Here is a 26860-nt window from a genome sequence, read left to right as displayed (position 1 = left end):
GCGGCTTCGCTTCGTTCGTGCAAACGGCAACGACCCGAACCGGGAAGCCGCTGCCGCTGCCTGCGCCGCCCAGCTTTCAACATTCGGAGACAGCTTTTCCATGACTGAATCGGCTCATACCGCGCAAGTGGCGCAAGCGGCATTCCGCGCCCCTCTGCTGACCTTCAACGGCGATCCGGCGCACGCGCCGAACGCCGTGGTGTTCCACGAGGACGGTCTCCTGATCGTGGAAGACGGCCGCGTCGTCGCGGCGGACGCGTATGCGGCGCTCGCGTCGCGGCTCGCGCCCGGCACGCAGGTCGTGGAGCGGCGCGACAAGCTGATCGTGCCGGGCTTCATCGATACCCACATCCACTATCCGCAGACCGACATGATTGCGTCGCCGGCGCCGGGTCTGCTGCCGTGGCTCGACACGTACACGTTCCCAACCGAGCGCCGCTTCGCCGACATCGCGCACGCCCGCGACACGGCGAGCTTTTTCCTCGACGAACTGCTCGCCTGCGGCACGACGACCGCGCTCGTGTACTGCACGGTGCACAAGGAATCCGCCGACGCCCTCTTCGCCGAGAGCGAAGCGCGCAATTTGCGCATGGTCGCGGGCAAGGTGCTGATGGACCGCCACTGCCCCGCGTTCCTGCGCGACACCGCGCAATCGGGCTACGACGACAGCGCCAAGCTGATCGGCCGCTGGCACGATCGCGGCCGCCAGATGTACGCGCTGACGCCGCGCTTCGCGCCGACCTCGACCGAGGCGCAGCTCGAAGCATGCGGCGCGCTCGCGCGGCTGCATCCGGACGTGTTCATTCAGAGCCACGTGGCCGAGAACACCGACGAGGTGAAATGGGTCGCCGAGCTGTTCCCCGGCCACCGCAGCTATCTCGACATCTACGATCACTATGGGCTCTTGCGCCGTCGCGCGGTGTACGGCCATTGCATCTACCTCGACGACGAGGACCGCAAGCGCATGGCGCAAACCGGCGCGCTCGCCTCGCACTGTCCGACCTCGAACCTGTTCCTCGGCAGCGGCCTGTTCGACTTCGACAAGGCCGACTCGGCCGGCATGCCGATCGCGCTCGCGACCGACGTCGGCGGCGGCACGTCGTTCTCGATGCTGCAGACGATGAACGAAGCGCACAAGGTTGCGCGCCTCGGCGGCCATCATCTGACGGCGACGCGCATGTTCTATCTCGCGACCGCCGGCGCGGCCGAAGCGCTCGATCTCGGCGACAAGATCGGCACGCTGAGGGACGGCTCGGAAGCAGACTTCGTCGTGCTCGATCCGCAGGCGACGCCGCTGCTCGCGCGCCGCACCGCGCGGCGCGAATCGCTCGAGGAGCTGCTGTTCGCATTCGCGCTGCTCGGCGACGATCGCGCCGTGTATGAAACGTATGCGGCCGGCAAGTGCGTGCATCGCCGCGACGACGCGCGCCAGCGCGTGCCGGGGCGCGCGAAGATCGCGGCTTGACACCAGCTTCGGTTGAGACGCCCCAGTTGCAGAAGAAACGCTAGTGCGCGTCCTGGTCCGCGAGTGCTCACAAATTGGCTATTCAGTGTCAATTTCGAGCGTCTCAAATTCGACGGCAATCTCAGCGCCAACTGTTGAGAAAACGTATGCGATATGGTCGGCACGGCGCTTTCCAAAATGCGCGGATTTCTTGAGTACCTCGATTGCCGCGGCGTATGCCTCATCACCGGGTTTCAACACCTCAATCGAATTGACGATGTTCAACAATCCACCATCAACGATGCTTGCTCGCGTCACTCCAAGAAAGGTAACGGTCGCGCGCCGGCTCTCATCGTACAACCCAAGTGTTAGTACGTTTGGTGTATCGGCGCCACCTTCCTTGCTGGTCGCAATCGCATCCAGGTACCAGTCATGAAAACCGCCGAACTGTTCTAGTGCATCTGTGATGGTCATGGTGGCTTGTCCTATGGAAGTATGGAGACCGGCCAGCCGTGATCGCGGCCCTGGTCGTCCCAGTTGTGGGCGTGCGGATTTGGCTGGCCATGATGGTTGTCGAAGTCAATATCAACGGTCGGGGTGCCTTGTGAACCGTACATCCGCCATTGCTTCTTTTTCCCCGGCGCGTTCTCAACCCACGTGTTGGGCATACCCTCAAACGGGATTCCAGCCAGTTCCGTCGAATCCCCCGACAAGTCGTTAGCGTAGTATGCAAACGGCTGGGCATCGCCGAGCAGCGTTGAGGCGCCCGCATCGTGGGCCAGATCGCCGTCGCTGCTGCTGGCTGCCGTGGCCGCGCGTGGAGCGATCAGCCCGGTTTGCCGGGTGGCTGGATCAGCCCGGCCGGACAGCATGGGTTCCCCGTTCGGGAGACCGACGGCCCTCGCCGCGAGATTGCTCAACGGCGTGCTGTGGGGGGATGGAAACAGGTCAGCCCGAGGGCCTTTAATGGCAAGACGAGCACCTCTGCGCAGATCGTCGAGAAGCGCATTAATGATCCACCAGCCATCGGTGTTGCGGTTCCAGTTTCGCACACCATCAAACGCCAGCAACTGACGATCAATGAGACGCCTGACCAGCGTTAGGTCCTCCTCCCACTTTCGCTGATTCAATCTGGCAATACTGAGAAATTCCTGGGTCTCCGCCTTGGCCTTCTGAAGGTCTGCGGCCCTTCCGAGGCACGCCTTGTAGTGCCGCTCATCGCAGATGACATAACATGCACCGAGGGGCCTTTGACAGCGCAGCTCCACGGAGTGCATTTCAAATACGGACAAGGACATGGGCGTGTCGACGATCTATTTGAAGTTGCTGCCCGGATTGGCAGCATCCAGATAGATACCGTGCTCGGGGTCGTCCGTATATGGGCGACAGCCCAAAACCTCAACTGCCCTCGATCCCCTGGGACACGCCCAAAGCGCCGGCCCGCCTCAGCCCGCCTTGCACACCTCGTGCAACGCGTTGAGGCGCCGCACCGGATCCGCGACATACGGATTCGACTCGTCCCACGCGTAACCGGCGAGCACCGCGCAGATCATGCGGCGGATCGGCGTCACCTGTTCCGGGTAGTAGATGATGTCCTGCAGCTCGCCCGTGTACCAGCGCTCGACGAATGCGCGGAACGTATCGATGCCCTTGCGCAACGGCACGTCGTAATCGGCTGACCAGTCGACCGTCGCGCCGTCGAGCTGCCGGTTCAGCGCGCGCGCCGCCAGATGCGCGGAGCGCAGCGCGATCGTCACGCCCGAGGAAAACACCGGATCGAGAAACTCGCCCGCATTGCCGAGCAGCGCATACCCCGGCCCATGCAGACTCGCGACATTCGCTGCGTAGCCGCCGATCTGCCGCACCGGCATCAGGAATGGCGCCTGCCCGATCAGCCGGTTCAGCGTCGGCTCCTGCTGGATCAGCGCGCGCAGCGTCGCCTCGCGCTGTGTTTCGGGCACCTCGAGAAAACTCGCCTCGGCGACACATCCCACCGAACAACGGCCGCCCGCGAGCGGAATCATCCAGAACCACACGTCGCGACGCTCGGGATGCGTCGCGATGCAGATCTTGTTGCGATCGATGTCGTCGAGCGCGAGCCCGTCGCGCACGTGCGTGAACAATGCGGCGCGCGTCGGCATGCGCGTCGGCGCCTCCAGCTTCAGCAGGCGCGGCAGCACGCGCCCGAAGCCGCTCGCATCGAGCACGAAACGCGCTTCGACCCGATACGCGCCGGCACTTTCATCGACGACGTCGAGCACCGGTGCCGCGCCCGTGCGCACCGCGCTCACCGTGTGGCCGAACCGCACGTCGGCACCCTGCGCGGCCGCGCAGCGAATCAGCACGTCGTCGAACAGCGCGCGCTCGACCTGGTACGTGGTGCCCCAGCCCGGCGAATGCTTGTCGCGAAAGTCGAACGACGAGCTCTGGTCGCGATATACGAAGTGCGCGCCGTTCTTGTACTGGAAGCCCGCCTCGACGACGGCCTGCAGCATGCCGGCCTCTTCGAGGTACGCCATGCTTTGCGGCAACAGGCTCTCGCCGATCGAGAAGCGCGGAAAGTGCTGACGCTCCAGCACCAGCACCGAGCGGCCCGCCTTACGCAGCAGCGCGGCGGCCACCGCGCCGGCGGGACCCGCGCCGATGATCGCGACGTCGACCACGGTCCGCTTTGAAGAATCGCTGTTCAAATCACTCCTCCAACGGTTTGCGTGCGTTGCCGCGCCGTATGCGAGCCTCGCCACGCTTCGAACATCAGGCTCGCGCAACTCCCGCCGAACCCGAAAGAAACCGACATCGCCGTGTCGATGCGCGCGTCGCGCGGCAAGCGCACGAGCGGCATGTCCCGCACTTGCGGCTCCGGCGTACCGACCAGCGCGGTCGCCGCGATGAAGCCGTCGCGCATCATCAACAGCGTATAGATCGCTTCGTGCGCGCCGCACGCGCCGAGCGAATGCCCGGTCATGCCCTTGGTCGACGAAAACGCGGGCAACCCTTGCGCCGATGCACCGAACACGTCGCGCAACGCGTGCAGCTCTTCGAGATCGCCGAGCGGTGTGGACGGCGCATGCGTGTTCACGTAGTCGGGACGCCGGCCCGCCTGCTCGAGCGCGCCGCGCATCGCGCGCGCGATGCCGGCCACACGCGGCGCGACCATGCCCGCGCGATCGGTGCAATCGCCGAAGCCGCTCAGCTCCGCGTAGATGCGCGCGCCGCGCGCGAGCGCATGGTCGAGCGCTTCGAGCACGAGCACGCCGCCGCCCGACGCGGTCACGAAGCCATCGCGCTGCGTGTCGTACGGTCGCGATGCGCTCCGGGGCGTGTCGTTGAAGCGGCGCGACAGTGCGCCCATCGCGTCGAACATCAGCGTCGTGTTGTCGTGCAGCGCTTCGCTGCCGCCCGCGAGCACGATCTGCTGGCGGCCGGTCTGGATCAGCTGCATCGCCTGCCCGATCGCGAGCGCCGACGTCGTGCATGCCGATGACGGCGAATAGCTGACGCCTTCGAGCCCGAACATCTGCGCGACGTTCGCCGACGCGGTGCTGCTCATCGTATGCGGCACCGTGAACGGCGGCACCTTGTCGACGCCGCGCGTGTGCGCGATCGCGAGCGCCGCGTCGTAGCTCGCCATCGTGCCGACGCCCGAGCCGATCACGACACCCGCGCGCGGCGACTGCAATGAAGCGAGGTCGAGCCTTGCATCGTCGATCGCGCGTCGCGCCGCGTGGCACGCAAAGCGCGCGGTGTCGCCCATAAAGCGTTCGAGCTTGCGCTCGAACGGCACCTCGTGCGCGACCGACGCCACGCCCGCGACTTGCGATGCAAATCCGCGCTCGCGCCACGCATCGATACGCTCGATTCGCGAGTGCCCCGCGCGCAACGCCGCGCAGACCTGGTCGAGCGTATTGCCGAGACACGACACGATGCCCATGCCGGTCACGACCACGCGTTGCAGGCCTGTGCTCATCGAACGCGCCGGAAAATCAGCGACGTGTTGATGCCGCCGAACGCGAAGTTGTTGCTCATCACGTACTCGGCGTCGATCTCGCGCGCGCCGCCGACGATGTAATCCAGCGGCGCGCAAGCCGGATCGAGGTGGTCGAGATTCAGGGTGGGCACGTACCAGTTGCGCTTCATCATCTCGATCGTCCACCACGCCTCGATCGCGCCGCACGCGCCTAGCGTATGGCCCACATAGCTTTTTAGCGAGCTGATCGGCATGCGAGCGCCGAAGGTCTGCGCGGTCGCGTGGCTTTCGGCGATGTCGCCGCGATCGGTCGACGTACCGTGCGCGTTCACGTAGGCAATCGCTTCGGGCGGCAATTGCGCGTCGCGCAGCGCGAGTTGCATCGCGAGCGCCATCGTGTCGGCGGTGGGTTGCGTCATGTGCGCGCCGTCCGAGTTGCAGCCGAAGCCGACCACTTCCGCGTGAATCCGCGCGCCGCGCCCCAGCGCATGCTCGTATTCTTCGAGGACGAGCGTCGCCGCGCCCTCGCCGACCACGAGGCCGTCGCGCGCGGCATCGAACGGACGCGGCGTCAGATGCGGCTCGTCGTTGCGCGTGCTGGTCGCGTACAGCGTGTCGAACACGGCGACCGCGGGACCCGACAGCTCTTCCGCGCCGCCCGCGAGCATCAGCGTCTGTTTGCCGGACTGGATCGCCTCGTACGCATAGCCGATCGCCTGGCTGCCCGAAGCGCACGCGCACGAGGTCGGGATGATGCGGCCTTTGAGGTCCCAGAACAGGCTCACGTTGACGGCCGTCGTGTGCGGCATCATCTGCACGTAGCTGTTCGACGTGACGTTGCTCATCAAGCCGGTTTCGAGCATCGTGCCGAACGCGCGGATCGGCTGCACCGAGCCCGACGACGAACCGTACGCGACGCCCATGCGGCCATCCGCGATGCTCGTGTCGTCGGCGAGGCCCGCGTCGGCGAGCGCGAGTTCGCTCGCGCGCACCGAGTACAGCGACACCGGGCCCATCGAACGCACTCTCTTGCGCGGGTAATGCGCGGGGATCGTGAACCCGGGCAGCGGACATGCGAGCCGCGTATGCAGCGACTCGAAGTAATCCCACTCGGACATGCGCCGCACCGCGTTCTCGCCGCGCTTCAGGCGCGCTTGAACCGCATCCCAGCTATCGCCGAACGCGGTCACGCCGCCCATGCCGGTGATGACGACGCGCTTCATCAGACCATCCCGCCGTTCACGCCGATCACCTGGCGCGTCACATACGACGCGCCATCCGACATCAGAAAGCTCACCACCGACGCGACCTCCGCCGGCTGGCCGACGCGGTTCATCGGCACGGTCTTCAGCGCATGATCGAGCGTCACCTGTTCGAGCATGCCGGTTTCGATCAACCCCGGCGCGACGCAATTGACGGTGATGTTGCGCGACGCGAGTTCGACCGCGAGCGCCTTGGTCGCGCCGATCAGTCCCGCTTTCGCGGCGCTGTAATTGACCTGGCCGCGATTGCCCATCACGCCCGACACCGACGCGATCGTGACGATACGGCCGCCCTGGCGCGCGCGCACCATCGGCATCGTCAGCGGATGCACGACGTTGTAGAAAGCATCGAGGCCGGTTTCGATCACGACGTCCCAGTCTTCTTCGGTGAGCGCCGGAAACGCCGCGTCGCGCGTGACACCCGCGCTGCACACGATGCCGTAGTAAGGACCGTGCGCGGCGACGTCGGCTTCGAGCGCCTCGCGGCACACCGCGCGCTCGCGCACGTCGAATTGCAGCACGCGCGCCGTGCCGCCCTGCGCGGCGATGCCCGTCGCGACCGCGTCGGCTTCGCTGCGTCCGGTGCGGCAATGCACGGTCACGGCGAAACCGTCGGCGGCCAACTTGTACGCAATCGCGCGGCCGATGCCGCGGCTTGCGCCGGTAACGAGAACTCGCCGGCTCATGAACTGATACTCCCTTCGATGAATGACTGGAAATCGGGCGGTTGAAACACCTTGATCACCGCTTCGGCACAGCGCGCGTCGCCGTCGTCGATCGTGCATTCGTAGGCACTGTGGCCTGCGTCGCTGCGCAGCAGCTCGCTCACGTGAACGCGCAAACGCGCGCCGCTTTGGAACACCGGCTGCAACGCCTGATAGCTGCGCGAGCCGAGCAGCACGCCGGGACGCGCATGGCCGCGGCCGCGCATCGCGACGAGCGCGATGTGCGCGGCGATCGCCTGCGCCATCAGCTCGATGCCGATCCACGCGGGCATCGCGCCGGCGGCGTCGGCATACCATGCGTGCGGGTCGACCTTGGCGAAGGCGCTCAGCGTGGTGTCGGCGAACGTGTCGATCGCATCGAGCAGCAGCATGCTGCCGCGATGCGGAATGATCGCCTCGATCGGCTGACGCACGAGTTGCTCGACAGTGAGTGGCGGAGTCGTCATGCGCTTTACCGGGCGAGAATCAGGCTGACATTGCTGCCGCCGAACGCGAACGAATTGCTCATCGCGTACTGCGTGCCCGTGCCGCGCGGCAGATGGCGCGCGCCCGCGACGAGATCGAGCGCGGGCAGCGCGGGATCGGCCTCGCCGTCCCATAGATGCGGCGGCAGCGTCGCGTTCTCGCGCGCGAGCGTGAGCCACGCGAAGCCGAGTTCGGTCGCGCCGGCCGCGCCGAGCTGGTGGCCGGTCAACGGCTTGGTGCCGCTCGCGGCGACGCCGCCGGGGAACACGCGCGCCATCAGATGCGCTTCCATTTCGTCGTTCTTCTGCGTGGCGGTCGCGTGCAGATTCACATAGCCGACCGCCGAGGCCGCGATGCCCGCGGCCGCGAGCGCTTCGCGAAGCGCGAGTTCGCCACCGACGCCCTGCGGGTCCGGCGCCGAAATATGATGCGCGTCGCTCGATTCGCCGAGGCCGGCGAGCCGCACCACCGCTTCGTCGCGGCTCATCAGGAACACGGCCGCGCCCTCGCCGACGTTGATGCCGCGGCGATTGCGGCTCATCGGATTGGTGCGCGCGCTGCTGGTCGATTCGAGCGACGCAAAGCCCTGCACCGTCAATTCGCATAGCGAATCGACACCACCGACGACAACCGCATCGCATAGCTGCAATTGCAGCAGCCGACGCGCCGACGCGAACGCCTTCGCGCTCGACGTACACGCGGTCGAAATCGTAAACGCCGGCCCGCGCACGCCGAGCGCGGCGGCAGCGAACGGCGCGGCGGTGCCGATTTCCATTTGCCGATAGTTGAAGTTGGCCGGCAACGCGCCGGCTCGTGCGTGATAGACGAACGCGGTTTCGGCCGCTTCGATGCCCGACGTGCTGGTGCCGAGCACGACGCCGATGCGCTGCGGGCCGTAGCGCTCGCGCGCGGCTTCGAGCGCCGGCGCGATCTGCGCGAGCGCCGCGAGCAGCAGCCGGTTGTTGCGGCAGTCGTAGCGCGCGAGGTCGGCGCGCGGCGCGAGATCGAGCGGCGCGAGCACGCTGCCGACGAACGCGTCGCCGATGCCGGTATGCACATTGCCCATGCCGGGCGAGCGCGCGGCGGCGAGCGCCGGCACGATCTCGTCGACGTCGCCGCCGAGCGCGTTGATCATGCCCAGCGCGTGCAAATAAACTGTTGGCGCTTTCATGCCGCCCTCCGTGGTTCCGATGACTTCCCCGAGCGCGCTGCCGATGGCATGCCGAGAGGCGCGAGCAGCACCGCCACCGCGATGCCGAGCGCGAGCGTGGTGCCGAAGCTTTTGAGCGCGGGCATCGCGCTCACGCCGAGCATGCCGAACGACAACAACGTGGTCGCCGCCGACAGCAGCACGCCGGTCCACACCGCGCCGAGATCCGCCTCTGCGCGCGCGCAGCCTTCGCGCAGGAACACCGCATAGTTTGCGCCGACGCCAAGCACCAGCATTAGCGCGAGCCAGTTGAACAGATTGAGCGGCACGCCCGCGTAGCCGAATACCGCCAGCGCGACGCCGACCGCGAACAGCACGGGCAAGGTCGTGGCGATACCCCCGCGCGCCCCGTAGCGCAGCATCAGCAGCACGCACACGAGCACGAGCGCGCCGCCGAGCCACCAGCCGCTATCCACGCGATACGCGCCGAACAGCCTCGACACGCTCGCGGCCTTATCGACGAACACGACGCCGGGCAGGCCGCGCGCGAGCGCGATCAGCGCGGGCTCGTTGCGCGGCGTCACGCCTTGCGGGATCACGACGGCCGCGTAGCCAGGTTGATGAGCCCGATTCTTGTCGTTCGATCCCACCGCGCCGAGCCACAGATGCCGATACGGCTGCGACCACGGCGCCGCGAGCCAGCGCTCGACGGTGAGCGGCGCGGGCGGCTTGGCGAAGCCGGCGAGCCACGCATCGGCGACTTCGTCCTTGAAGCCTGCTTGCAGCAGCGTCGCACGCAACGCGGCGAAGTCGCCGAACACATGCTGCGCGAGCAGCGCGCGATCTTCGCGCTGACGTTGCGCGGACGGCACGAACTGCGCGACCGACTGGTAGCCGCCGACGCTATCGGCGCTGCCGTTCAGCGCATCGAGCTTCGCACCGAGCGCTTCGGCGCGTTGCAGCACCGCTTCCTGGGTCGCGCCGCGCACGACGAAAAACTGCGCGCTGTTATCGACGCCGACCGCCTCGCGCACCGTGTCTTCCTGCGCGGCCAGCGACGCATCGCGCTGGATCAGCAGATGGATGTCGTCGTCGCTGCTCAGACGCAGCCAGCCGGGCACCGACGCGATCAGCAGCAGCGCGGCGACCAGCCAGGCGCGCTTGCCGCCGAGCGCATGCTGCCAGCGCGCGAGCAGCCGCGCCGCGCCCGAGAACAGGCGCCGAGGGCTGTGCTTCGGCGCGCGTGTGAGCAGCGCGGGCAGCAGCCACAGTACCGACGCGAACGCGGTCGTAATGCCCACCATCGCGAAGCACGCGATCTGCTTCAACGCGGGGAACGGCACCCACATCAGGATCGCGTAGCCGAGCAGGCTCGTCGCCAGCGCAACGCCCAGCGCGGGCCGTACCCTCCGCGCGCCGAGCCGCGCATTCCAGTCGCGGCCCGCGCCGAGATAGACGACGAAATACTGGATCGAGTAATCGACGGCCTCGCCGATCAGGCTCGCGCCGAACACGAGCGTCAACAGATGCAGCTTGCCGAAGATGAGCAGCGTCGCCGCGAGCGCGCAGACGATGCCGAGCGCGGTCGATACGAAGCCGAGCAGCAACAGACGCGGCGAGCGGAACACCCACATCATCAGCAGCGCGATGCCGGCGAGCGACGCGATGCCGATCACGTGCACCTCGCGTTCGGAAGCGCTGCGCGCGGCCTCGGCGTAGAACACGGCGCCCGTGCGTGCAACCGATACGTCGGGGAACGTCTGACGCAACGCGCTTTCCGCCTCGGCGAGCGCCGCGTGTACCGCGCGCTGCGTCTTCGTTTCGTAGGCGGAGCCCGGCAGCGTCGCGATGACCAGCACGCTGGTCATGTCGCCATGCGCGTCGTGACGATGCGACACCAGCAGGTTGTCCTCGACTTCGAGATTCGACGTCGCGAGCGGCAGATTGCCGAGCCAGCGTTCGAGCCAGCCGAACGGATCGTCGGCGAGTTGCGTACTGAGGCCGCCTTGCAGCGGGCTGTAGATGCGCTGCGCGAGCATGTCGTGCAGCGTCGTCGCGCGCGCGGTCGCGAGCGCGGTGCGATCGGCCGGCGCGAGCAGGCCGAAGCGGTAAGGCAGATACAGCGCCGAGATCTGCGACAGGTCGAACGGCGGCAGTTCGGCCGTCACCGAGGCGAATGCGCCGCTCTTTTGCAACGACGCGCCCATCTGCTTCGCGGCCGCTTTCGCGTGCGCATCGTCGCGGCTCGTGACGAGCAGCACGGTGCGATCGCCGAGCGCGCTCGCGAGCGTGTCGACCGCTTTCTCGGCGACCGGGTCCGCTTCGGTCGCGGGCAGCAGCGCGAGCAGATCGGTTTCGAGCGGCGACGCTCCGGTGAAGCGCCAACCGCAATACAGCGCCGCCAGCAGCGCGAGCACGAGCCATGCGGCGCGCACGCCCCACGCATGTTTCGCGGTTCGCTGCTGCGGCATGTCCATCACGGCGCTCCGAACAGGCTGCGCTCGTCCGGCGTCGGCTCGGCAACGGCCGTGCTGTTCGCGAACTCGAGCTTCGTCACATCGCCGTTCGCGAGCGTGATGCGCAGGTTTTGCAGATAATCGCCGCCGCTCATGTCGAGGCCCTTGATCGATTGCGCGAGCTGCGGTTGATTCGGCGTGAGTCGCATGCGCCATTGCGCGGCGCTGCCTTCGGCGCTCACGTCGAACTGCGAGTACAGCGCCGACAGATCGCCGCCGAGCATCGCGCGCATCATCTTCGACACTTGCGCGACGCCGCGGCTGCCCTGCGCGCTATGCGTGCTCACGCGGCGGCCGCTGGCGTCGAGCTGCGCGACGCCTGCGTCGGTGATCACGTAGGTGGCCTTGTACGGCGTGTCGATCCGCCAGATCACGCCGCGCTCGCGGAAGCACAGCAAGGTGCCGTTGCTGACGAGCGGCTGCTTCATCGCGGCAAGCGTCTGCGTCTGCGTGAATTGCGCGCGCACGCCCTTGGGCTGCGCGAGATGCGCGGCGATCTGCGAGACGAGCGCGGCGTTGGCGTTGCTGGCGGCGTTGGCGTTGCTGGCGGCGTTGGCGGCGTTGGCGGCTGGAGCCGTATTGCTGGCGGTGGCCGCATCGGCCGACGCCGCTGCCAAGGCAAGCGCCCCTATTGCGACGATCGCCCCCGCCAGCCGCAACACGAGCGCTCCCAGCGCGCACCGGTTCACCGTCCCCATACGCGCTCCAGCTTTTCGAATACGACCGGCGGCGACACGAACTGCAATTCCTCGGTGGCGGCATCGACGGCGACCTGGACCGTATAGCCCTTCGTGAGCCGCGCGCCCGATGCGCAATCGACGATTTCATAGCCTATTTTCAGGCGGTTTTCGTATTCGAGCAGTTGCGCGCGCACCTCGATCTTCTGTCCGTACACGGCGGCCCGCACGTACTTCAGATGCGCCTCGACGATCGGCCACAGATAGCCGGACGATCGCATCTCGCGATAGTCGTAGTCGAACGCGCGCAACAGGGCCGCGCGGCCCAACTCGAAGTACTTCAGATAATTGCCATGCCAGCACACGTTCATCGCGTCGACGTCGTGAAACGGCACTTCGACGGTCGCGCTCGCGGCGAGCACGTGCTGCGTTTTCGCGGGCTCGCTCATGCGTTGACTCCTTGGCGATCGGCAGCGGCACCGGCATCCACATGCGCCGCGGCACTCGTAACAGCGCGTAGGTGCCGTACATCGTTCAGATCATGGTCGGCCATTTGCGCCTCGCTCGGGGCTGGCCCAGAAATCGAAGAAATTGAACCATTGGTAAGGGGCCTTGCGGCAATAGTGTTCGAGGCGCAGCGCGTAGCGTTGCGCCCACGCTGCCAGATGCTGCGCGCGTTCGCGGCGCGGCAGCTCGATGCGCTCGGCGAACGGCTCGAAATACATGCGGTAACCGTCGCGTTCCTTCAGGCAGAAGAACAGGTAGACCGGACAGCCGAGCGCATGCGCGAGCACGTAGGGTCCTTGCGCGAACGGCGCGCTCGCGCCCAGAAATTGCGCGTCGGTGGTGCGTCCCGCCTCGCGCGCCGGCACCCGATCGCCGACGATCACCAGCAGTTCGCCCGCATCGATGCGCTGCTGCATCAGCACCGCCGTCTCGGGACCGAAGTCGCCGACTTCGAGCAGATGCCGCGCGAAGTCGCGATTCGACGACGCCAGCACCTCATTGAAGCGGCGCGCGTGCCCGGTGTAGACGACCGCCGTGACCTTCGCGTGTTCGCCGCGGATGGCGAGCGCGCGCATCATCTCCAGATTGCCGAGGTGCGCGCCGATCACGAGCGCGCCCTTGCCGCTCGCGATCAGTGCTTCGAACGCCGCAGGATCGTCGAACGTGACGTCGGTGTCGTCGACGCGACCGGTCCATGCGGCGAGCTTGTCGAAGCCCGATTGCGCGAACGCGAGCATATGGCGATACGCGGACAGCCAGCCCGGGCGCGGCGTATCCGCCGACGGCGCGACCGCGCTCAGATGCGCGAAGTAGTTGTCCGACGCGGCGCGCGCCGCGCGGCCCGTCAGCAGAAAATACGCGACGACCGGATGCAGCCACAGCGCGGTGAAGCGGCGGCCGAACAGCTTGCAGCTCAGCGCGAGCAGGCTCATGCCGAGGCGGCTGCCGCGTTCGGCGATGCGCCACCAGGCTTCGGGCCGGGCTTCATCGGCGGCGGCGGCCAGCGCGCCGCGGCGCGGCATCAGCTTGTGCGCGAGCAGCATCGGCAGACGCCACAGCATCCCGAACACGAGCCGCGTATGGCTGCGGCTGATTCGGACGTTGTCCCACAGCACGTCGAAATGCGACACGCCGTCGGCCGCGTAGGTCACGCGCGTCGGGATCGAGCGGAACGCGGCGCGGCGCCAGTAGAGACGCACGAGGATCTCGATGTCGAAGTCCATGCGCGTGGGTAGTCGCACGCTGTCGATCAGCTCGCACGCGAGCGCGAGCGGATACAGACGAAAGCCGCACATCGAATCGCGAATCGTCAGCGACAGCGTCTCGATCCACACCCACACGTGGGTCAGATAGCGGCCGTACAGACGTGCCTTCGGCACGCTGTCGTCGTAGACCGGACGGCCGAGAATCACCGCGCCGGGTTCGGCGCGCGCGGCATCGATGAAGCGCGGCACGTCGGTCGCATCGTGCTGGCCGTCGGCGTCGATCTGCAGCGCGTGCGTGTAGCCCGCGGCGCGCGCCGCGCGCAGGCCCGCCATTACTGCCGCGCCCTTGCCGCCGTTTGCGGGCAGACGCAGCAGCGTCATCTGCTGCGCGTATTGCAACGCGAGCGCGGTGAGTACCAGCTGGGTCGGCGCGTCGCTGCCGTCGTCGACGACGAAGATCGGCAGGCCGTGCACCGCGAGATGCGCGACGCTCGCTCCGATCGCGTCCTTGTGGTTGTAGATCGGAATGACGATGCAGGGCGCGAACGTCATCACGCGTCCTCCCGATGCACGAGCAAGCCCGACGCGCATTCGCGTCCGTCGAGCCGGTACGCGAACTGCACACGCCGGCGCGCGGCATCATAGGCGAGCGTGAGCTCGAGCACCGCACCGGGCGACACCGGCGCCATGAACTTCAGGCGGTCGACCGATGCCACCGCTCGCACGCGCGGCCAATGCCCGGCCGCGAGCCGCGCTGCCCAGTCGACCTGCACGACGCCCGGCAGAATCGGCAGACCCGGAAAGTGGCCGGCGAAATGCTGGAGTGACTGCGGCACGCGCAGCACGTAGTGCAGCGTGTCGCCGACGCGCATGTCGCCGACGCGCATGTCGCCGACGCGCGTTTCGGCGAGCACTTCCATGCCCTCGGCGAGCGGCGCGAACGCGGCCGCAACCGCGCTCGCGGGCAGCTTGCCGCGCGCGTCGAATGGCAGGCTCACGCGAAAACGCCAATGACGCGGCAGCACGACCGCATCGAAGTAATCGGCCAGATGCCAACGCAGCGTTTTCGCCAGCGCGACGCGGCCTTCGTCGCACAACGCAGCGCCGCCCGCTTCGGTCAGCGCGACCACCGCACCGACGCGTTCGCGCGACGCGCCTATGAGCGGCACCAGCGCCGCCTGCGCGACATACGGATGCAGCGCGAGACGCGCCTCGAGTTCCGGCAGCGAGACGCGCTTGCCGCCGAGCTTGAGCACGCGGTCGAGGCGCCCTTGCAAGCGGAAGCGCCCGTCGGCATCGAACGCGATGCGATCGCTGGTGCGATGCCAGCCGTCGTGGTCGAGATGCGGCGAGCGCACGCACAGCGCGCCGTCGTCGTCGCGGCGCACCTCGGCGCCGGCGACCGGCTGCCACGCGTCGCCCTGATCCTGACGCCGCCACGCGATCCCGCCGGTTTCCGTGCTGCCGTAGATTTCGAGCGGCGCCGCGCCGTAGCTCGCCGCATAGGCCAGCGCGGCGTCGGCCGCGAGCGGGCCACCCGACGAAAAGAACGCGCGCGGCGCGGGAGTAAGCGCGGCGAAGCCCGGCAACGCGGGCCAACGCGACAGCTGCGCGGGCGTCGACACCACCGCCGTCGCGCCGCATTGCGCGATGCGCGCCTGCAGTTGCAGCGGCTCGCCGCCGATCGCGCGATCGAACGCGCGGCCGGCCGCGAGCGGCCACAACACGCGAAACAGCAAACCGTAGATGTGGTGATGCGGCACGCTCGCGAGCATCGTCGCGTCGCCGAGCAATGCGCCCCATTGCCGTTCGAGCGTGTGGACTTCGGCGTTGAATTGCGCGAGCGTCTTGCGGATCGGCTTCGGCGTGCCGCTGCTGCCGGATGTGTAGAGCGTCATCGGCGCATGGGCGTCGATCGGGTGGGCGGTGTGAGCCGTGCGATGCGTCGCTGCGACGAACGGCGGCAGATCCGCATCCGTCAGCAGGAAGTCGTAAGCGTGCGTGAGATCGGCGAGATAGCCCGGCGTTGCATTGGCCGGAATCACCGGCTCCTTGCCGCACGCGAACAGCGCGAACAATGCGCAGGCGAACTCGAACGGATCGTCGATGCAGAGCGCGCAGCGCCGCACGTCGGGCGTTCGCACGAGCTCGATCAAGCCCTCGACGCGCGCGCGAAACGCCGCGCGATCGAGCAGCACGGCGCCATCGCGGCACACCGGTGCGGCGGACGTCGCAAGCGCGGCATCGGCCGACAACAGATCGTGCAACGCGAGCATCAGGCGGCCTCCGAATCCGCTCGCGCGGCGCGCGGCAGCACGAACAGACGTCGCCATACGTATTCGCCCGCCAGCAGCGCGCCGATCAGTGCATAGGCGATCGCGCCGTTGTACAGCGACCAGGCCGCGCGGCTCCAATAGAGCGCGGTGTAGACGGAAAACGCGCCGTTCAGCACGAAGAAAACGCACCAGACCTGGGTCACGCGCCGCGTATAGCGCACCGCACCCGGCGGCAGATCGGGACTGCCGAGGCGCGCAAATTTTTCGATCATCGACGGCCCGCGCACGAGCGTCGCGCCGAACGCGATCAGCAAACCGAGATTGACGAGCGACGGATAGAAGCGCAGCAGCAGCTCGCTATCGGTGACGACGATCGTCGCCGATGCGCAGCTCAGCATCGCCACCACGCTCCAGTCGAGCGTGGAAAGCTGCCGCAGCGACATCGCAACCGGACCGCCACCGGCCCAGCGCTGCAGCCATAAAGTCACCAGCAGCATGCCGCCGACGAGACGCGGCGCGTCCCAGCGCCATGCGCACAAGATCAGCGCGGGGTAAGCGAGTTTCAGCAGCACCTGCAGGACGGTCCTGCTCCAGTGAGGCCGCGCGCCGGATTCGCTTGCGGCGGGACGTGGCTGCGACATCTGCGTGCGCGGGTGCGCGACCGGCATCAGCCTTGCGCCGCGAGCAGCGATTCGACCGCGCCGATCACGTCGCCGACCGTGCGCACGGATTTGAAGTTCTCCGGCTTGATGCGGCGGCCGGTCATCTCCTGCAGCTTGATCGCGAGATCGACCGCGTCGATGCTGTCGAGATCGAGGTCTTCGAACAGGTGAGCGTCGGGCGTCACACGCTGCGGCTCGATCGCGAAGTTTTCCTGAAAGATCGCGCGGATGCGCTCAAGAATCTCAGTCTCGGTCACGATTAAACTCCCTTCCTTGCGGTTTCGTTCGCAGCGTGCGCCGCTTCGCGCTGACTCTCGACCAACGCGGCAAGCGTGTTGATCGAGCGAAAGTGCTCGCGCGTACGTTCGTCGTTCGCCACGATGGTCAATTGGTATTGTTTGCGCAGCACGATGCCGATTTCGAGCGCGTCGATCGAATCGAGACCGATGCCGTCGGAACCGAACAACGGGGCGTCGTCGTCGATATCGGCGGGGCTCAGGTCTTCGAGATCGAGGGCTTCGATCAGAAGCTTTTTAATTTCCAGTTTTAAAGAATCCATAGTCGAACAGGTGCTGGGTAATGTGGGCTTCTACGGCATTCGTCACGCTGCGCGCCGCAATGGCCGCGGTGGTGTCGTGCGCGGCCAGCTCGTCGACGCCAAGCGGCGCGAGCACGTTCACGCGCATCCGGAAAGCGCGCGCCGGCACGTCGTACCAGCGCATCTGCCGCGTGAACGCGGGCGGATCGCAATCCATCAATACCGGCACGATCGGCGCGCCGGCCTTCAGCGCCATGTGTGCGAATCCGCGCGAGAACGCGTGCAGCCGGTTCGGCGCCGGACTGCGCGTGCCTTCCGGAAAAATGATCATCGTATAGCCGGCCGCGAGCTGCTTCGCGCCGGCCTCGACGAGCGCGATCGCGTCCGCGTTGCTCACGTATTCGGCCGCGCGCACGATGCCCCAGAAACACGGGTTGTGCCAGTGCGCGTGCTTCACGACGCAGCACGCGCGCGGCGTCAACGACAGCAGAACCATCACGTCGAGGTAAGTCGGGTGATTCGCGACGACGATCGCCGGCCCGCCCGCGCACAACGCCTCGGCGCCGGACACTTCGAGTTCCATCACGCCGAGACCGCGCAGCACGGCAACGAGCGCGCGGAAAAACCGGTGAATCACGACGGTCACCGCGCGCTGCCGCGACGCGCGATGCGGCCACAGCCACGCGAGCGGAAACACGAGCACCGAAAACAGCATGCCGCACACGCCGAACGCGACGAAAGCGAGGCCAGTCGCGCAAAAACGCCACGCGTAATCAAGCCGCGCGCTCATCCCACCTCCAGTGCCACAGCGCACCGGCGCGCTGCCAGCGCGCGGGCTCGCCGGTTTCGAGGCAGTGCAGCAGCGCCTGGCTCTGGGTCGGAAAGCTCGGGGCGTCGCTCAACGCGGATCGCGGGTCGCCGCGTTGCTCGGCTACCTCCTCGTCAGCGCGGGTCAAAGAGCAAACAACCTGCCCAGCCGACGCATCTTTGTCGAGCAACACCGCGATCGCACCGCCGTGCACTTCGTCTTCGATCGTCCCGTACGCGAGATCGGCCGGTTCGTCGGCATACACGAGCAGCACCGGCGCATCCGGTTGCGTCGCGTATTGCGCGTACGCTTCGAGCAGCGCATAGCCGAGCGTCTGCGCTCCAGCCGATACCGCGCTCGCGGCCGAGCGGTCGCCGCGCGCAATCCCGAACACGCCGGTCATCGCGTTCAACACCGACAGGCTGAAGGCGGTCGGCGATACCGGCTCGCCGGCGCTGATGCTGCGCAGGATGTCGGTGGTACGCCGCAACTCCCCGTGCCGCGAAGCGAACACCACGCGCGCGGGTTCCTGCGCGACGCAGTCGTGCGCGACCTTGAGCGCCAGCTTGGACAGCGTGCTGAGACGCCGCCGCACGATCGGCTCGATGAAGCCGATATCGGGTGCGGCAGACGAGGTAGCCGGCCAGCTAGACCAGCGACCGACCGGAATGGTCCAGTGCAGATCGGGCATATTGGTGTTCGCGCGTGGAAACGGGGAAGGGGCTCAAGCGCCTGACGGAATACACAGCCGTCACGGCGAGCGCCGCCGCGCGGATCGGGAAGTTCCAGCCCGGGACCGACCAGTCTGCCAGTCAGGGAATGCAGCACCGGCGATCGGGCCCGATTTGTCAGGCGCCCCTGACAATCGGTGTAGTGGATAGCGGCTCAGGCTCCTTTTGTGGCCGAATAGTACCGGGTATTTTGAATCAGATCGGCGAGGAAAGACGTATCCATCTGTATCCGCGCCTGTCACGCAACACATTGTTAGACGATTTGACAAGACCGGCCGCGCCGACGCACCGGAAAGGCGATCTCGTGCGTCGGCGCTGGCGCGACAACGCCGCCGGAACCGACGAAAAACCTTTCATTCGTCTTTCTTCGAATAAGCCGCAGAGCGAAAACACCGACGCCGCGTCGTCCGTGCAAACAACATTCGTGGCAACGATGCGCCCGCGCCTGCTATACTCCGGCCCTCATTGGGGAGTAGCCGCCCCGCGGCACGTCCGCACCGCTTCGCCGGTGCGTCGCACGTGTGGTTCGCGGGGGCGCCTGTCAACAGACTTGGCCTGCACGGCCATGGCAGTCGCAGCCTCTGGCCTGGCGAGACCGATGATCCACACGCGCCGCAACAGGGCCCGGCGTGTCGTGGGTCGTCGCTCGTTCATCTTCGGCCCGAGGAATCCGTTCAACGTGAATCAAGCTTTTCTGATTTCGACCGGAGCGGTCGCGCTCGCCGAGATCGGCGACAAGACGCAACTGCTGTCGCTCGTGCTGGCCGCGCGCTATCGCAAGCCCGTGCCGATCATTCTCGGCGTGCTCGCGGCGACGCTAGTCAATCACGCGGGAGCCGGCGCGCTCGGCGCGTGGCTCGGCTCGATGCTGACGCCGACCATCATGCGCTGGGCGCTGGCGGCGTCGTTTATCGGCATGGGGCTGTGGATTCTCGTGCCCGACAAGCTCGACGAAGAGGAAGCCAACACGAACCGCACGCACTTCGGGGTGTTCGGCGCGACGGTCGTCACGTTCTTCCTCGCGGAGATGGGCGACAAGACGCAGATTGCGACGGTCGCCCTCGCCGCGCGCTTTCACGATTTCTTCGGCGTGGTGGGCGGCACGACGCTCGGCATGATGATCGCGAACGTGCCGGCGATCCTGCTCGGCGACCGCTTCGCGCATCGCCTGCCGACCAGGCTCGTGCACGGCATCGCCGCGGTGATGTTCGTCGTGCTGGGCGCGATGGCGTTGTTCGGGGTCGGGGTCTGAGCTACTGCGCGGCCTTCGGCGCCGACGCCGCGCCCGCGGGGGGCGTGGCCGCCGGCAGCGACACTTCGTTGGCGTCCGCGCCGCCACCGCCGCCGAGCGGAATCTTCACGGTGCGCACCGCGCCGTTGGCCAGCGGGAAATCAGCCAGCGCGCTACGCGCCAGATATGGCATTGCCCGCACCAGCGACGACTCCTCGCCGACATTGCGCGCCGTGACGTTGTAGACTTCCCGGCCGCTCGCGCGCTCGGTGATCCGGATGCCGAGCAGATGCGTGAACACCGGATAGCTCTGGTTCACGTACGTCGCCGGGAAAGGCCCCCACGGTCCCCACATATCGAACGGCCGGCCCCAGTAAGGACCGGGCCACGGGTTGTAGTAGACCGGCTGCGCGACGGTCACGATGTCCGAGCGGATGCCATAGGCGAGCTCGACCAGATAGCGCGCGTCGTCGTGCGAGACTTCGCGGAACGCGTGCAAGGCGAGCTCGTTCGCGACGATCCGCTCGTACGCGCTCAGTTCGAGATTGTTCTTCTGATCCTCGTGCCGCGTGAACGCATAGGTGCGCGTCGCGTCGCTTCCGCTCCAGTCCGAGAACGCCGTGACCTGCGTGGTCACGTAGGTCGTACAGCCGGACAGCAGCGCCGTCAGCGCGACGAACAGCAGCGCGACGCGGCGGGTCCATCGATCGATGTTCATGGTCTGCCTCGTGATGCCTCTGATTGCATCTATTCTGCTTCAGTTAAAACTCTGCTTCGGTCGAGATTATTCCGTCGCGCGATCCGCTGCCCGGCGGACGATGCCGGCGCTCCGCCACGCGCGGCGCCCGATAATACGCTGACCTCGCCAGCCGGTAAAAGGTTCTTCCCCTGTCCGTCGAAAGCGGCAGCGCTACCCGGCGCCGAGACTCGGCCCCCTTCCCTTCCGCACGATTGCCCGAGGCTTTGTACAATGAGTCGACCAAGCCCGGCTCGCGCGCCGTTTGCGCGCCCGACCGCTCGAGTACACCACCACAGAACGCCATGGCCGATACCGCAACGCCCAATCTGATCCGCCGCGCCGATTACGCGCCGCCCGCCTTCTTGATCGACACCGTCGCGCTGGAGTTCGATCTGGTCCCCGAACGCACGGTCGTCAGGAACAGGATGCGTGTTCGCCGCAACCCGGATGCGTCGCGCGCCGCGCATCTCGAACTGATGGGCGAGCAACTGGAGTTCGTCAGCGCCGCGATCGACGGCAAGCCATTCCCGAACGCGCACCCCCACGAGCACGGCCTGCTGCTCGACGACGTGCCGGACAGCTTCGAGCTGACCCTCACCAGCATCTGCAATCCCGCGGAAAACACCACGCTGTCGGGGCTGTACGTGTCGAGCGGCAACTTCTTCACGCAGTGCGAAGCCGAGGGCTTTCGCCGCATCACCTATTTCCTCGACCGCCCCGACGTGATGGCGAGCTTCACGGTCACGCTGCGCGCGAGCAAGGCCGACTATCCGGTGCTGCTGTCGAACGGCAATCTTCTCGAACAAGGCGAGTTGCCCGACGGCCGCCATTTCGCGCGCTGGGAAGACCCGTTCAGGAAGCCGAGCTATCTGTTCGCGCTCGTCGCGGGCAAGCTCGTCGCGCTCGAAGAACGCGTGAAGACCGGCTCAGGCAAGGAAAAGCTGCTGCAGGTCTGGGTCGAGCCGCACGATCTCGACAAGACCCGTCACGCGATGGATTCGCTGATCCACTCGATCCGCTGGGACGAACAGCGCTTCGGGCTCGAGCTCGATCTGGACCGCTTCATGATCGTCGCGGTCAGCGACTTCAACATGGGCGCGATGGAGAACAAGGGGCTCAACATCTTCAACACGAAGTACGTGCTCGCGAACCCGGAAACGGCCACCGACACCGACTTCTCGAACATCGAGGCGGTGGTCGGCCACGAGTACTTCCACAACTGGACCGGTAATCGCGTGACCTGCCGCGACTGGTTCCAGCTGAGCCTGAAGGAAGGCCTGACGGTGTTCCGCGACCAGGAGTTCTCGGCCGACATGGCGGGCGGCGCCACCGACGAAGCCGCGCGCGCGACCAAGCGCATCGAGGACGTGCGGGTGCTGCGCCAGATGCAGTTCGCCGAGGACGCGGGCCCGATGGCGCATCCGGTGCGCCCGGAAAGCTACGTCGAGATCAACAACTTCTACACGATGACCGTCTACGAGAAAGGCTCGGAAGTCGTGCGGATGTATCAGACGCTGTTCGGCCGCGACGGCTTTCGCAACGGCATGGACCTGTACTTCAAGCGTCACGACGGCCAGGCCGTGACCTGCGACGACTTCCGTCACGCGCTCGCCGACGCGAACGGCCGCGACCTCGCGCAGTTCGAGCGCTGGTATAGCCAGGCCGGCACGCCGCGCGTGTCGGTGCGCACGCGCTACGACGCCGCGCAGCAGCGCTACAGCGTGACACTGCGCCAGGGCTACGGCGATGCCGTGCCGGCCGCGCGCGAAACGCAGAAGGGGCCGCTGCTGATTCCGTTCGCGATCGGTCTGATCGGCAAGGACGGCCGCGATCTGCCGCTGCAGCTCGACGGCGAGCCGAAGGCGTCGGGGTCGACCACGCGCGTGCTCGAATTCACGCAGACCGAGCAGACCTTCACGTTCGTCAACGTCGGGCAGGAACCGCTGCCGTCGCTGCTGCGCAATTTCTCGGCGCCGGTGATCGTCGAATACGACTACACGGGCGAACAGCTCGCGTTCCTGCTCGCGCACGACAGCGATCCGTTCAACCGCTGGGAAGCCGGCCAGCGGCTTGCCACGCGCGAGTTGCTCGCGCTGGCCGCGCGCGCGGCCACGGGCGCGGCGCTGCAGTTCGACGACTCGGTGGTCGCCGCATTCGCGCGCGTTTTGACCGACGAGACGCTGTCGCCGGCGTTCCGCGAGCTCGCACTGATGCTGCCGTCCGAAGCGTATCTGGCCGAGCAGATGGCCGAATCGAATCCGGCCGCGGTGCACGCGGCACGGCAGTTCGTGCGCAAGCGCCTCGCGAATGCGCTGCGTGACAACTGGCTGAAGGTCTACGAGCAGCATCGCACGCCGGGCGCCTATGAAACGACGCCCGAGGCCGCCGGTCATCGCGCGCTGAAGAATCTGGCGCTGTCGTATCTGACCGAACTCGACGACTCCGCGGACGCCGTGCGTGTCGCGGCCGCGCAATATGAAACCGCGAACAACATGACCGACCGCGCGGCCGCGCTGTCGGCACTGCTCAACGCGGCCGCGCCGCAAGGCGGCAGCCCCGAGGCGCAGCACGCGCTCGACGACTTCTATCGACGCTTCGAGAAGGAGCCGCTCGTCATCGACAAATGGTTCGCGTTGCAGGCCACCCAGCGCGGCGGCGCACGACATCCGGTGATCGCTACGGTGCGCAAGCTGATGACGCATCCGGCCTTCAACCTGAAGAACCCGAACCGGGCGCGTTCGCTGATTTTCAGCTTCTGCGCGGCGAACCCCGCGCAGTTCCACGCGGCAGATGGCTCCGGCTACGCATTCTGGGCCGAGCAGGTGATCGCGCTCGACGCGCTCAATCCGCAGGTGGCCGCGCGCCTCGCGCGCTCGCTCGAACTCTGGCGACGCTTCACGCCGGCGCTGCGCGACAGCATGCGCGCGGCGCTCGAGAAAGTGGCCGCACAGGTCAAGTCGCGCGACGTGCGCGAGATCGTCGAGAAGGCGTTGGCGTGATGCCTCTCTGAGTTCCCGAGTCACATCGGAAAGCCGGCACGCGTTGCCGGCTTTTTTTTCGCGTTGTTTTCAGCTGCGTTCACGCGCTCGTGTCGCGCCGTTAGCCGTTTGGCCGACTGTTCATCGGACCTCGCCGGGCAGAAAGTATACGTACAGGTTTGATGGTTTACATTTAACGCGATACGTTATACTATTCGATGATCACGACATTCGCAGACAAGGCCACCGCAAGAATTTTCCAGGGCAGGTTCGTGCATTCGTTGCCACGCTCGATCCAGGCGCTAGCGCATCGCAAGTTGCTGATGATCGACGCCGCGAGCTCCGTCTCGAATTTGCACGCGCCGCCCGGAAACCGGCTCGAAGCCTTGCAAGGCCAGCGCAGCGGGCAATGGAGCATCCGCATCAATGCGCAGTGGCGCATCTGTTTTCACTTCGTCGGCGAGGACGCGCTGAATGTCGAGATCATCGACTATCACTGACTACTGGGAGACCGACATGGTCATCAAACGCTCCGCGCTCAACAGCATCGATTTCTCCGACATCGACACGGGCGCGGCCATTGCCGAGATCCATCCGGGCGAAATTCTGCGCAGCGAGTTCCTCGAGCCGCTCGGCATGTCCGTCAACGCGCTCGCGCTCGCGCTGCGGGTGCCGGCGCCGCGCATCAACGACGTCGTGCGCGGCCGCCGCGCAATCTCCGCCGATACCGCGCTGCGGCTCGAGCGCTACTTCGGCGCCAGCGCGCAGTTCTGGCTCAATCTGCAAATCGCCTACGACCTGCGCGTCGCCACCGCCGCCGCCGGCGAGCAGATCGAACGGGAAATCGAACCGATGCCGCGCGCCGAGCGCCCGAAACTGCCCCGCGTGCCGGCCGGACACGCCCGGGCCGCGGCCCTCGCGGCCAGCGTCAGCGGCACCGTCTCGGCCAAGGCGCGCCGCAAGACCTGAAGCCGGCCGTGCGATCAAAAGCACGGAGCCGACACAAACGAGCGGTTAAAATCCCATCATTCTTCTAGCCTTCCGGAGTACAGCAATGTCTTTGCAACGTCGTACCACTCTCACGAAGTACCTGATCGAGCAGCAGCGCGAAACCAACAACCTGCCCGCCGACCTGCGCCTGCTGATCGAAGTCGTCGCGCGCGCGTGCAAGGCGATCAGCTACCACGTCAGCAAGGGCGCGCTCGGCGATGCGCTCGGCTCGGCGGGCAGCGAAAACGTCCAGGGAGAAGTGCAGAAGAAGCTCGACATCCTCTCGAACGAAATTCTGCTCGAGGCGAACGAATGGGGCGGCAACCTCGCGGGCATGGCCTCCGAGGAGATGGAACAATTCTTCCCGATTCCGGCCAACTATCCGAAGGGCGAATATCTGCTCGTGTTCGATCCGCTCGACGGCTCGTCGAACATCGACGTGAACGTGTCGATCGGTACGATCTTCTCGGTGCTGCGCTGCCCGGACGGCCATCAGGCCACCGAGCAATCATTCCTGCAGCCGGGCACGCAGCAGGTCGCCGCGGGCTATGCTGTGTACGGCCCGCAAACGGTGCTCGTGCTGACCACCGGTAACGGCGTGAACTGCTTCACGCTCGATCGCGAGCTCGGCTCGTGGGTGCTCACGCAAAGCGACATGCGCATTCCCGTCGAAACGCGCGAGTACGCGATCAACGCGTCGAACGAACGCCACTGGTATCCGCCGGTTCAGCAATACATCGGCGAGCTGAAGGCGGGTAAGGACGGCTCGCGTCAGGCCGACTTCAACATGCGCTGGATCGCGTCGATGGTCTCCGACGTGCATCGCATCCTGAATCGCGGCGGCATCTTCATGTACCCGGCCGACAAGCGCACGCCGGACAAGCCGGGCAAGCTGCGTCTGATGTACGAAGCGAATCCGATGGCGTTCATCGTCGAGCAGGCGGGCGGCGCCGCAACCAACGGCGAGAAGCGCATTCTCGACGTCCAGCCGAAGAGCCTGCACGAGCGCGTCGCGGTGTTCCTCGGCTCGAAGAACGAGGTCGATCGCGTGACCCGCTATCACCTCGAAGCGAAGAAGTGATCTCGAAAGAAAAAAATGCCTCAAGGGGCTTGTCAAGGCACTAAAGTAGTCCCTATAATTTCGTTTCTCCTGATGCCGGAATAGCTCAGACGGTAGAGCAGCGCATTCGTAATGCGAAGGTCGGGGGTTCGATTCCTCTTTCCGGCACCAACAGATTCAAGCACTTAGCCCAGTCATTGCGACTGGGCTTTTTGCTTTTCGGGCTCCATGTAGGCATGGTGTAGGCATTTCCCGTCAGCGCGACGACACCAACCCTCTGTCCAAAGGACGCGATCGCGCAGCTGGACAAACTGGCGAGCCACGCCGGTGGGGCGACGTTCGTGCGCGAAGGGACCTTCCGCTTGCGCTTCGTTTCGACGCTCGGTGTCATGCTTGCATTCGCCGTCGGAGTCTGGGTCGGTATTGATCGGGCCGTTGCGTGTTTCACGCTGGCAGTCAGCGCTGTCCTCATCGTCGAGCCTGCGACACGGCCCTGTAGAGATCGTGGAACTTGTGGCCGATGGCGGCGTGCAGCCGGTTCCACGCCTGCCAGAACGTGACGGAGGTGTCCGGCTTGCGGTGCAGCAGACAAGTCGCCCGCACGAGGTGGTCCGAAACGCCGCTCGCGCGGTCCATGGCGCCGAGCTTCTAGTCCAGCACGCCAGCGAAGGCAAGCAGATTGTTACGCTGGTTCCGCAGGGCAACGCGCGTCGCACCGATGCGCGATGGATCCTCCGGTTCGCGCCGATGAAGTTCCTCGACGATGAAGTCGACATTTCTTATCGCTTCTGTGGGGGAGCGCACGAAATACATCGCTGGCCTATACATTTCCCTAAACTTTTTACGTCACAATCGTCCGTAAAAGCAAACGAGAGAAAGGGCAACGGCACCTTGGCTTTTTCTGGTTATTTATCGAGATGAAATATGCA

Annotated in this window: 26 protein-coding genes, 1 tRNA gene and 1 riboswitch; of the genes, 8 read left to right on the top strand and 19 right to left on the bottom strand. The window is 66.4% G+C overall.

The window, feature by feature from the left end; genetic code table 11:
* The first annotated feature begins 100 nt into the window (after positions 1-100).
* Positions 101-1465 carry a guanine deaminase gene (gene guaD, locus OKW39_RS16820; protein ID WP_429563074.1) on the top strand — a complete coding sequence of 455 codons (1365 nt, stop codon included), beginning with the start codon at positions 101-103 and terminating at the stop codon, positions 1463-1465.
* Positions 1466-1543: 78 nt separating this feature from the next.
* Here guaD and OKW39_RS16815 read toward each other — a convergent pair whose 3' ends face one another.
* From OKW39_RS16815 to OKW39_RS16730, 18 genes are all read right to left on the bottom strand, one after another.
* Positions 1544-1918 carry a hypothetical protein gene (locus tag OKW39_RS16815; RefSeq protein WP_187613239.1) on the bottom strand — a complete coding sequence of 125 codons (375 nt, stop codon included), beginning with the start codon at positions 1916-1918 and terminating at the stop codon, positions 1544-1546.
* A gap of 11 nt (positions 1919-1929) precedes the next feature.
* Complete coding sequence (locus OKW39_RS16810) at positions 1930-2742, bottom strand: hypothetical protein (protein ID WP_429563073.1); 813 nt, start codon at positions 2740-2742, stop codon at positions 1930-1932.
* 147 nt (positions 2743-2889) lie between these two features.
* Positions 2890-4134 (bottom strand): NAD(P)/FAD-dependent oxidoreductase, encoded by a 1245-nt coding sequence (locus OKW39_RS16805; protein ID WP_429563072.1) that lies wholly within the window; start codon positions 4132-4134, stop codon positions 2890-2892.
* Positions 4131-5411, bottom strand: coding sequence for a beta-ketoacyl-[acyl-carrier-protein] synthase family protein (locus OKW39_RS16800; RefSeq protein ID WP_429563071.1), 1281 nt, complete (start codon positions 5409-5411; stop codon positions 4131-4133). Before OKW39_RS16800 ends, OKW39_RS16805 begins: the two co-directional genes overlap by 4 nt.
* Positions 5408-6634, bottom strand: coding sequence for a beta-ketoacyl-ACP synthase (locus OKW39_RS16795; RefSeq protein ID WP_429563070.1), 1227 nt, complete (start codon positions 6632-6634; stop codon positions 5408-5410). Before OKW39_RS16795 ends, OKW39_RS16800 begins: the two co-directional genes overlap by 4 nt.
* Complete coding sequence (locus OKW39_RS16790) at positions 6634-7359, bottom strand: 3-ketoacyl-ACP reductase FabG2 (protein ID WP_184070780.1); 726 nt, start codon at positions 7357-7359, stop codon at positions 6634-6636. Before OKW39_RS16790 ends, OKW39_RS16795 begins: the two co-directional genes overlap by 1 nt.
* On the bottom strand, positions 7356-7844 hold the full coding sequence (locus OKW39_RS16785) for a hotdog family protein (protein WP_429563069.1): 489 nt from the start codon (positions 7842-7844) through the stop codon (positions 7356-7358). The genes OKW39_RS16790 and OKW39_RS16785 overlap by 4 nt, the downstream gene beginning before the upstream one ends.
* Before the next feature lie 5 nt (positions 7845-7849).
* The gene (locus OKW39_RS16780; RefSeq protein WP_429563068.1) at positions 7850-9034 is read right to left on the bottom strand and encodes a beta-ketoacyl-ACP synthase; all 1185 of its coding nucleotides are present in this window, start codon (positions 9032-9034) and stop codon (positions 7850-7852) included.
* Positions 9031-11490 carry an MMPL family transporter gene (locus tag OKW39_RS16775; RefSeq protein WP_429563067.1) on the bottom strand — a complete coding sequence of 820 codons (2460 nt, stop codon included), beginning with the start codon at positions 11488-11490 and terminating at the stop codon, positions 9031-9033. The genes OKW39_RS16780 and OKW39_RS16775 overlap by 4 nt, the downstream gene beginning before the upstream one ends.
* The gene (locus tag OKW39_RS16770; protein WP_429563066.1) at positions 11490-12227 is read right to left on the bottom strand and encodes a LolA family protein; all 738 of its coding nucleotides are present in this window, start codon (positions 12225-12227) and stop codon (positions 11490-11492) included. Before OKW39_RS16770 ends, OKW39_RS16775 begins: the two co-directional genes overlap by 1 nt.
* Positions 12215-12655: an acyl-CoA thioesterase gene (locus tag OKW39_RS16765; RefSeq protein WP_429563065.1), complete on the bottom strand. Its 441-nt coding sequence runs from the start codon at positions 12653-12655 to the stop codon at positions 12215-12217. The genes OKW39_RS16770 and OKW39_RS16765 overlap by 13 nt, the downstream gene beginning before the upstream one ends.
* Before the next feature lie 90 nt (positions 12656-12745).
* Positions 12746-14470, bottom strand: coding sequence for a glycosyltransferase family 2 protein (locus OKW39_RS16760; RefSeq protein ID WP_429563064.1), 1725 nt, complete (start codon positions 14468-14470; stop codon positions 12746-12748).
* On the bottom strand, positions 14470-16194 hold the full coding sequence (locus OKW39_RS16755) for an AMP-binding protein (RefSeq protein WP_429563497.1): 1725 nt from the start codon (positions 16192-16194) through the stop codon (positions 14470-14472). The genes OKW39_RS16760 and OKW39_RS16755 overlap by 1 nt, the downstream gene beginning before the upstream one ends.
* Positions 16194-16862, bottom strand: coding sequence for a hypothetical protein (locus tag OKW39_RS16750; RefSeq protein ID WP_429451227.1), 669 nt, complete (start codon positions 16860-16862; stop codon positions 16194-16196). The genes OKW39_RS16755 and OKW39_RS16750 overlap by 1 nt, the downstream gene beginning before the upstream one ends.
* The gene (locus OKW39_RS16745) at positions 16862-17113 is read right to left on the bottom strand and encodes an acyl carrier protein (RefSeq protein ID WP_013090186.1); all 252 of its coding nucleotides are present in this window, start codon (positions 17111-17113) and stop codon (positions 16862-16864) included. The genes OKW39_RS16750 and OKW39_RS16745 overlap by 1 nt, the downstream gene beginning before the upstream one ends.
* Before the next feature lie 2 nt (positions 17114-17115).
* Positions 17116-17415 (bottom strand): phosphopantetheine-binding protein, encoded by a 300-nt coding sequence (locus OKW39_RS16740; protein WP_090801395.1) that lies wholly within the window; start codon positions 17413-17415, stop codon positions 17116-17118.
* A complete protein-coding gene (locus OKW39_RS16735) occupies positions 17390-18184 on the bottom strand; it encodes a lysophospholipid acyltransferase family protein (RefSeq protein ID WP_429563063.1) in 795 nt (264 codons plus the stop codon). The genes OKW39_RS16740 and OKW39_RS16735 overlap by 26 nt, the downstream gene beginning before the upstream one ends.
* Entirely contained in the window at positions 18168-18893 is a 726-nt protein-coding gene (locus OKW39_RS16730; RefSeq protein WP_429563062.1) for a beta-ketoacyl synthase chain length factor, read from the bottom strand. Before OKW39_RS16730 ends, OKW39_RS16735 begins: the two co-directional genes overlap by 17 nt.
* Positions 18894-19388: 495 nt before the next feature.
* Positions 19389-19602, top strand: a riboswitch (yybP-ykoY riboswitch).
* 10 nt (positions 19603-19612) lie between these two features.
* Between OKW39_RS16730 and OKW39_RS16725 the strand changes: the two genes are divergently transcribed.
* Positions 19613-20185, top strand: coding sequence for a TMEM165/GDT1 family protein (locus OKW39_RS16725; protein WP_429563061.1), 573 nt, complete (start codon positions 19613-19615; stop codon positions 20183-20185).
* Between the two features lies 1 nt (position 20186).
* Here the strand turns inward: OKW39_RS16725 and OKW39_RS16720 are convergent, their stop codons facing one another.
* A complete protein-coding gene (locus tag OKW39_RS16720) occupies positions 20187-20882 on the bottom strand; it encodes a DUF4136 domain-containing protein (protein ID WP_187613225.1) in 696 nt (231 codons plus the stop codon).
* 323 nt (positions 20883-21205) lie between these two features.
* Between OKW39_RS16720 and pepN the strand changes: the two genes are divergently transcribed.
* From pepN to OKW39_RS16690, 6 genes are all read left to right on the top strand, one after another.
* The gene (pepN, locus tag OKW39_RS16715; RefSeq protein ID WP_429563060.1) at positions 21206-23902 is read left to right on the top strand and encodes an aminopeptidase N; all 2697 of its coding nucleotides are present in this window, start codon (positions 21206-21208) and stop codon (positions 23900-23902) included.
* A 197-nt stretch (positions 23903-24099) separates the two neighbouring features.
* Positions 24100-24381, top strand: a complete 282-nt coding sequence (locus tag OKW39_RS16710; RefSeq protein WP_090801404.1) for a type II toxin-antitoxin system RelE/ParE family toxin — start codon at positions 24100-24102, stop codon at positions 24379-24381.
* 16 nt (positions 24382-24397) lie between these two features.
* A complete protein-coding gene (locus OKW39_RS16705) occupies positions 24398-24850 on the top strand; it encodes a HigA family addiction module antitoxin (RefSeq protein WP_090801406.1) in 453 nt (150 codons plus the stop codon).
* A gap of 85 nt (positions 24851-24935) precedes the next feature.
* Positions 24936-25952, top strand: coding sequence for a class 1 fructose-bisphosphatase (locus tag OKW39_RS16700; protein ID WP_184053084.1), 1017 nt, complete (start codon positions 24936-24938; stop codon positions 25950-25952).
* Between the two features lie 74 nt (positions 25953-26026).
* A tRNA-Thr gene (locus OKW39_RS16695) sits at positions 26027-26102 on the top strand.
* Positions 26103-26435: 333 nt separating this feature from the next.
* Entirely contained in the window at positions 26436-26852 is a 417-nt protein-coding gene (locus OKW39_RS16690; RefSeq protein WP_429563059.1) for a hypothetical protein, read from the top strand.
* Positions 26853-26860 lie beyond the last annotated feature (8 nt).

It is taken from the genome of Paraburkholderia sp. MM6662-R1 (genome assembly GCF_050436245.1).
Lineage (GTDB): Bacteria > Pseudomonadota > Gammaproteobacteria > Burkholderiales > Burkholderiaceae > Paraburkholderia > Paraburkholderia tuberum.
The sequence above is the reverse complement of the archived record's forward strand: the minus strand, read 5'-3'. Positions and strand labels throughout refer to the sequence as shown.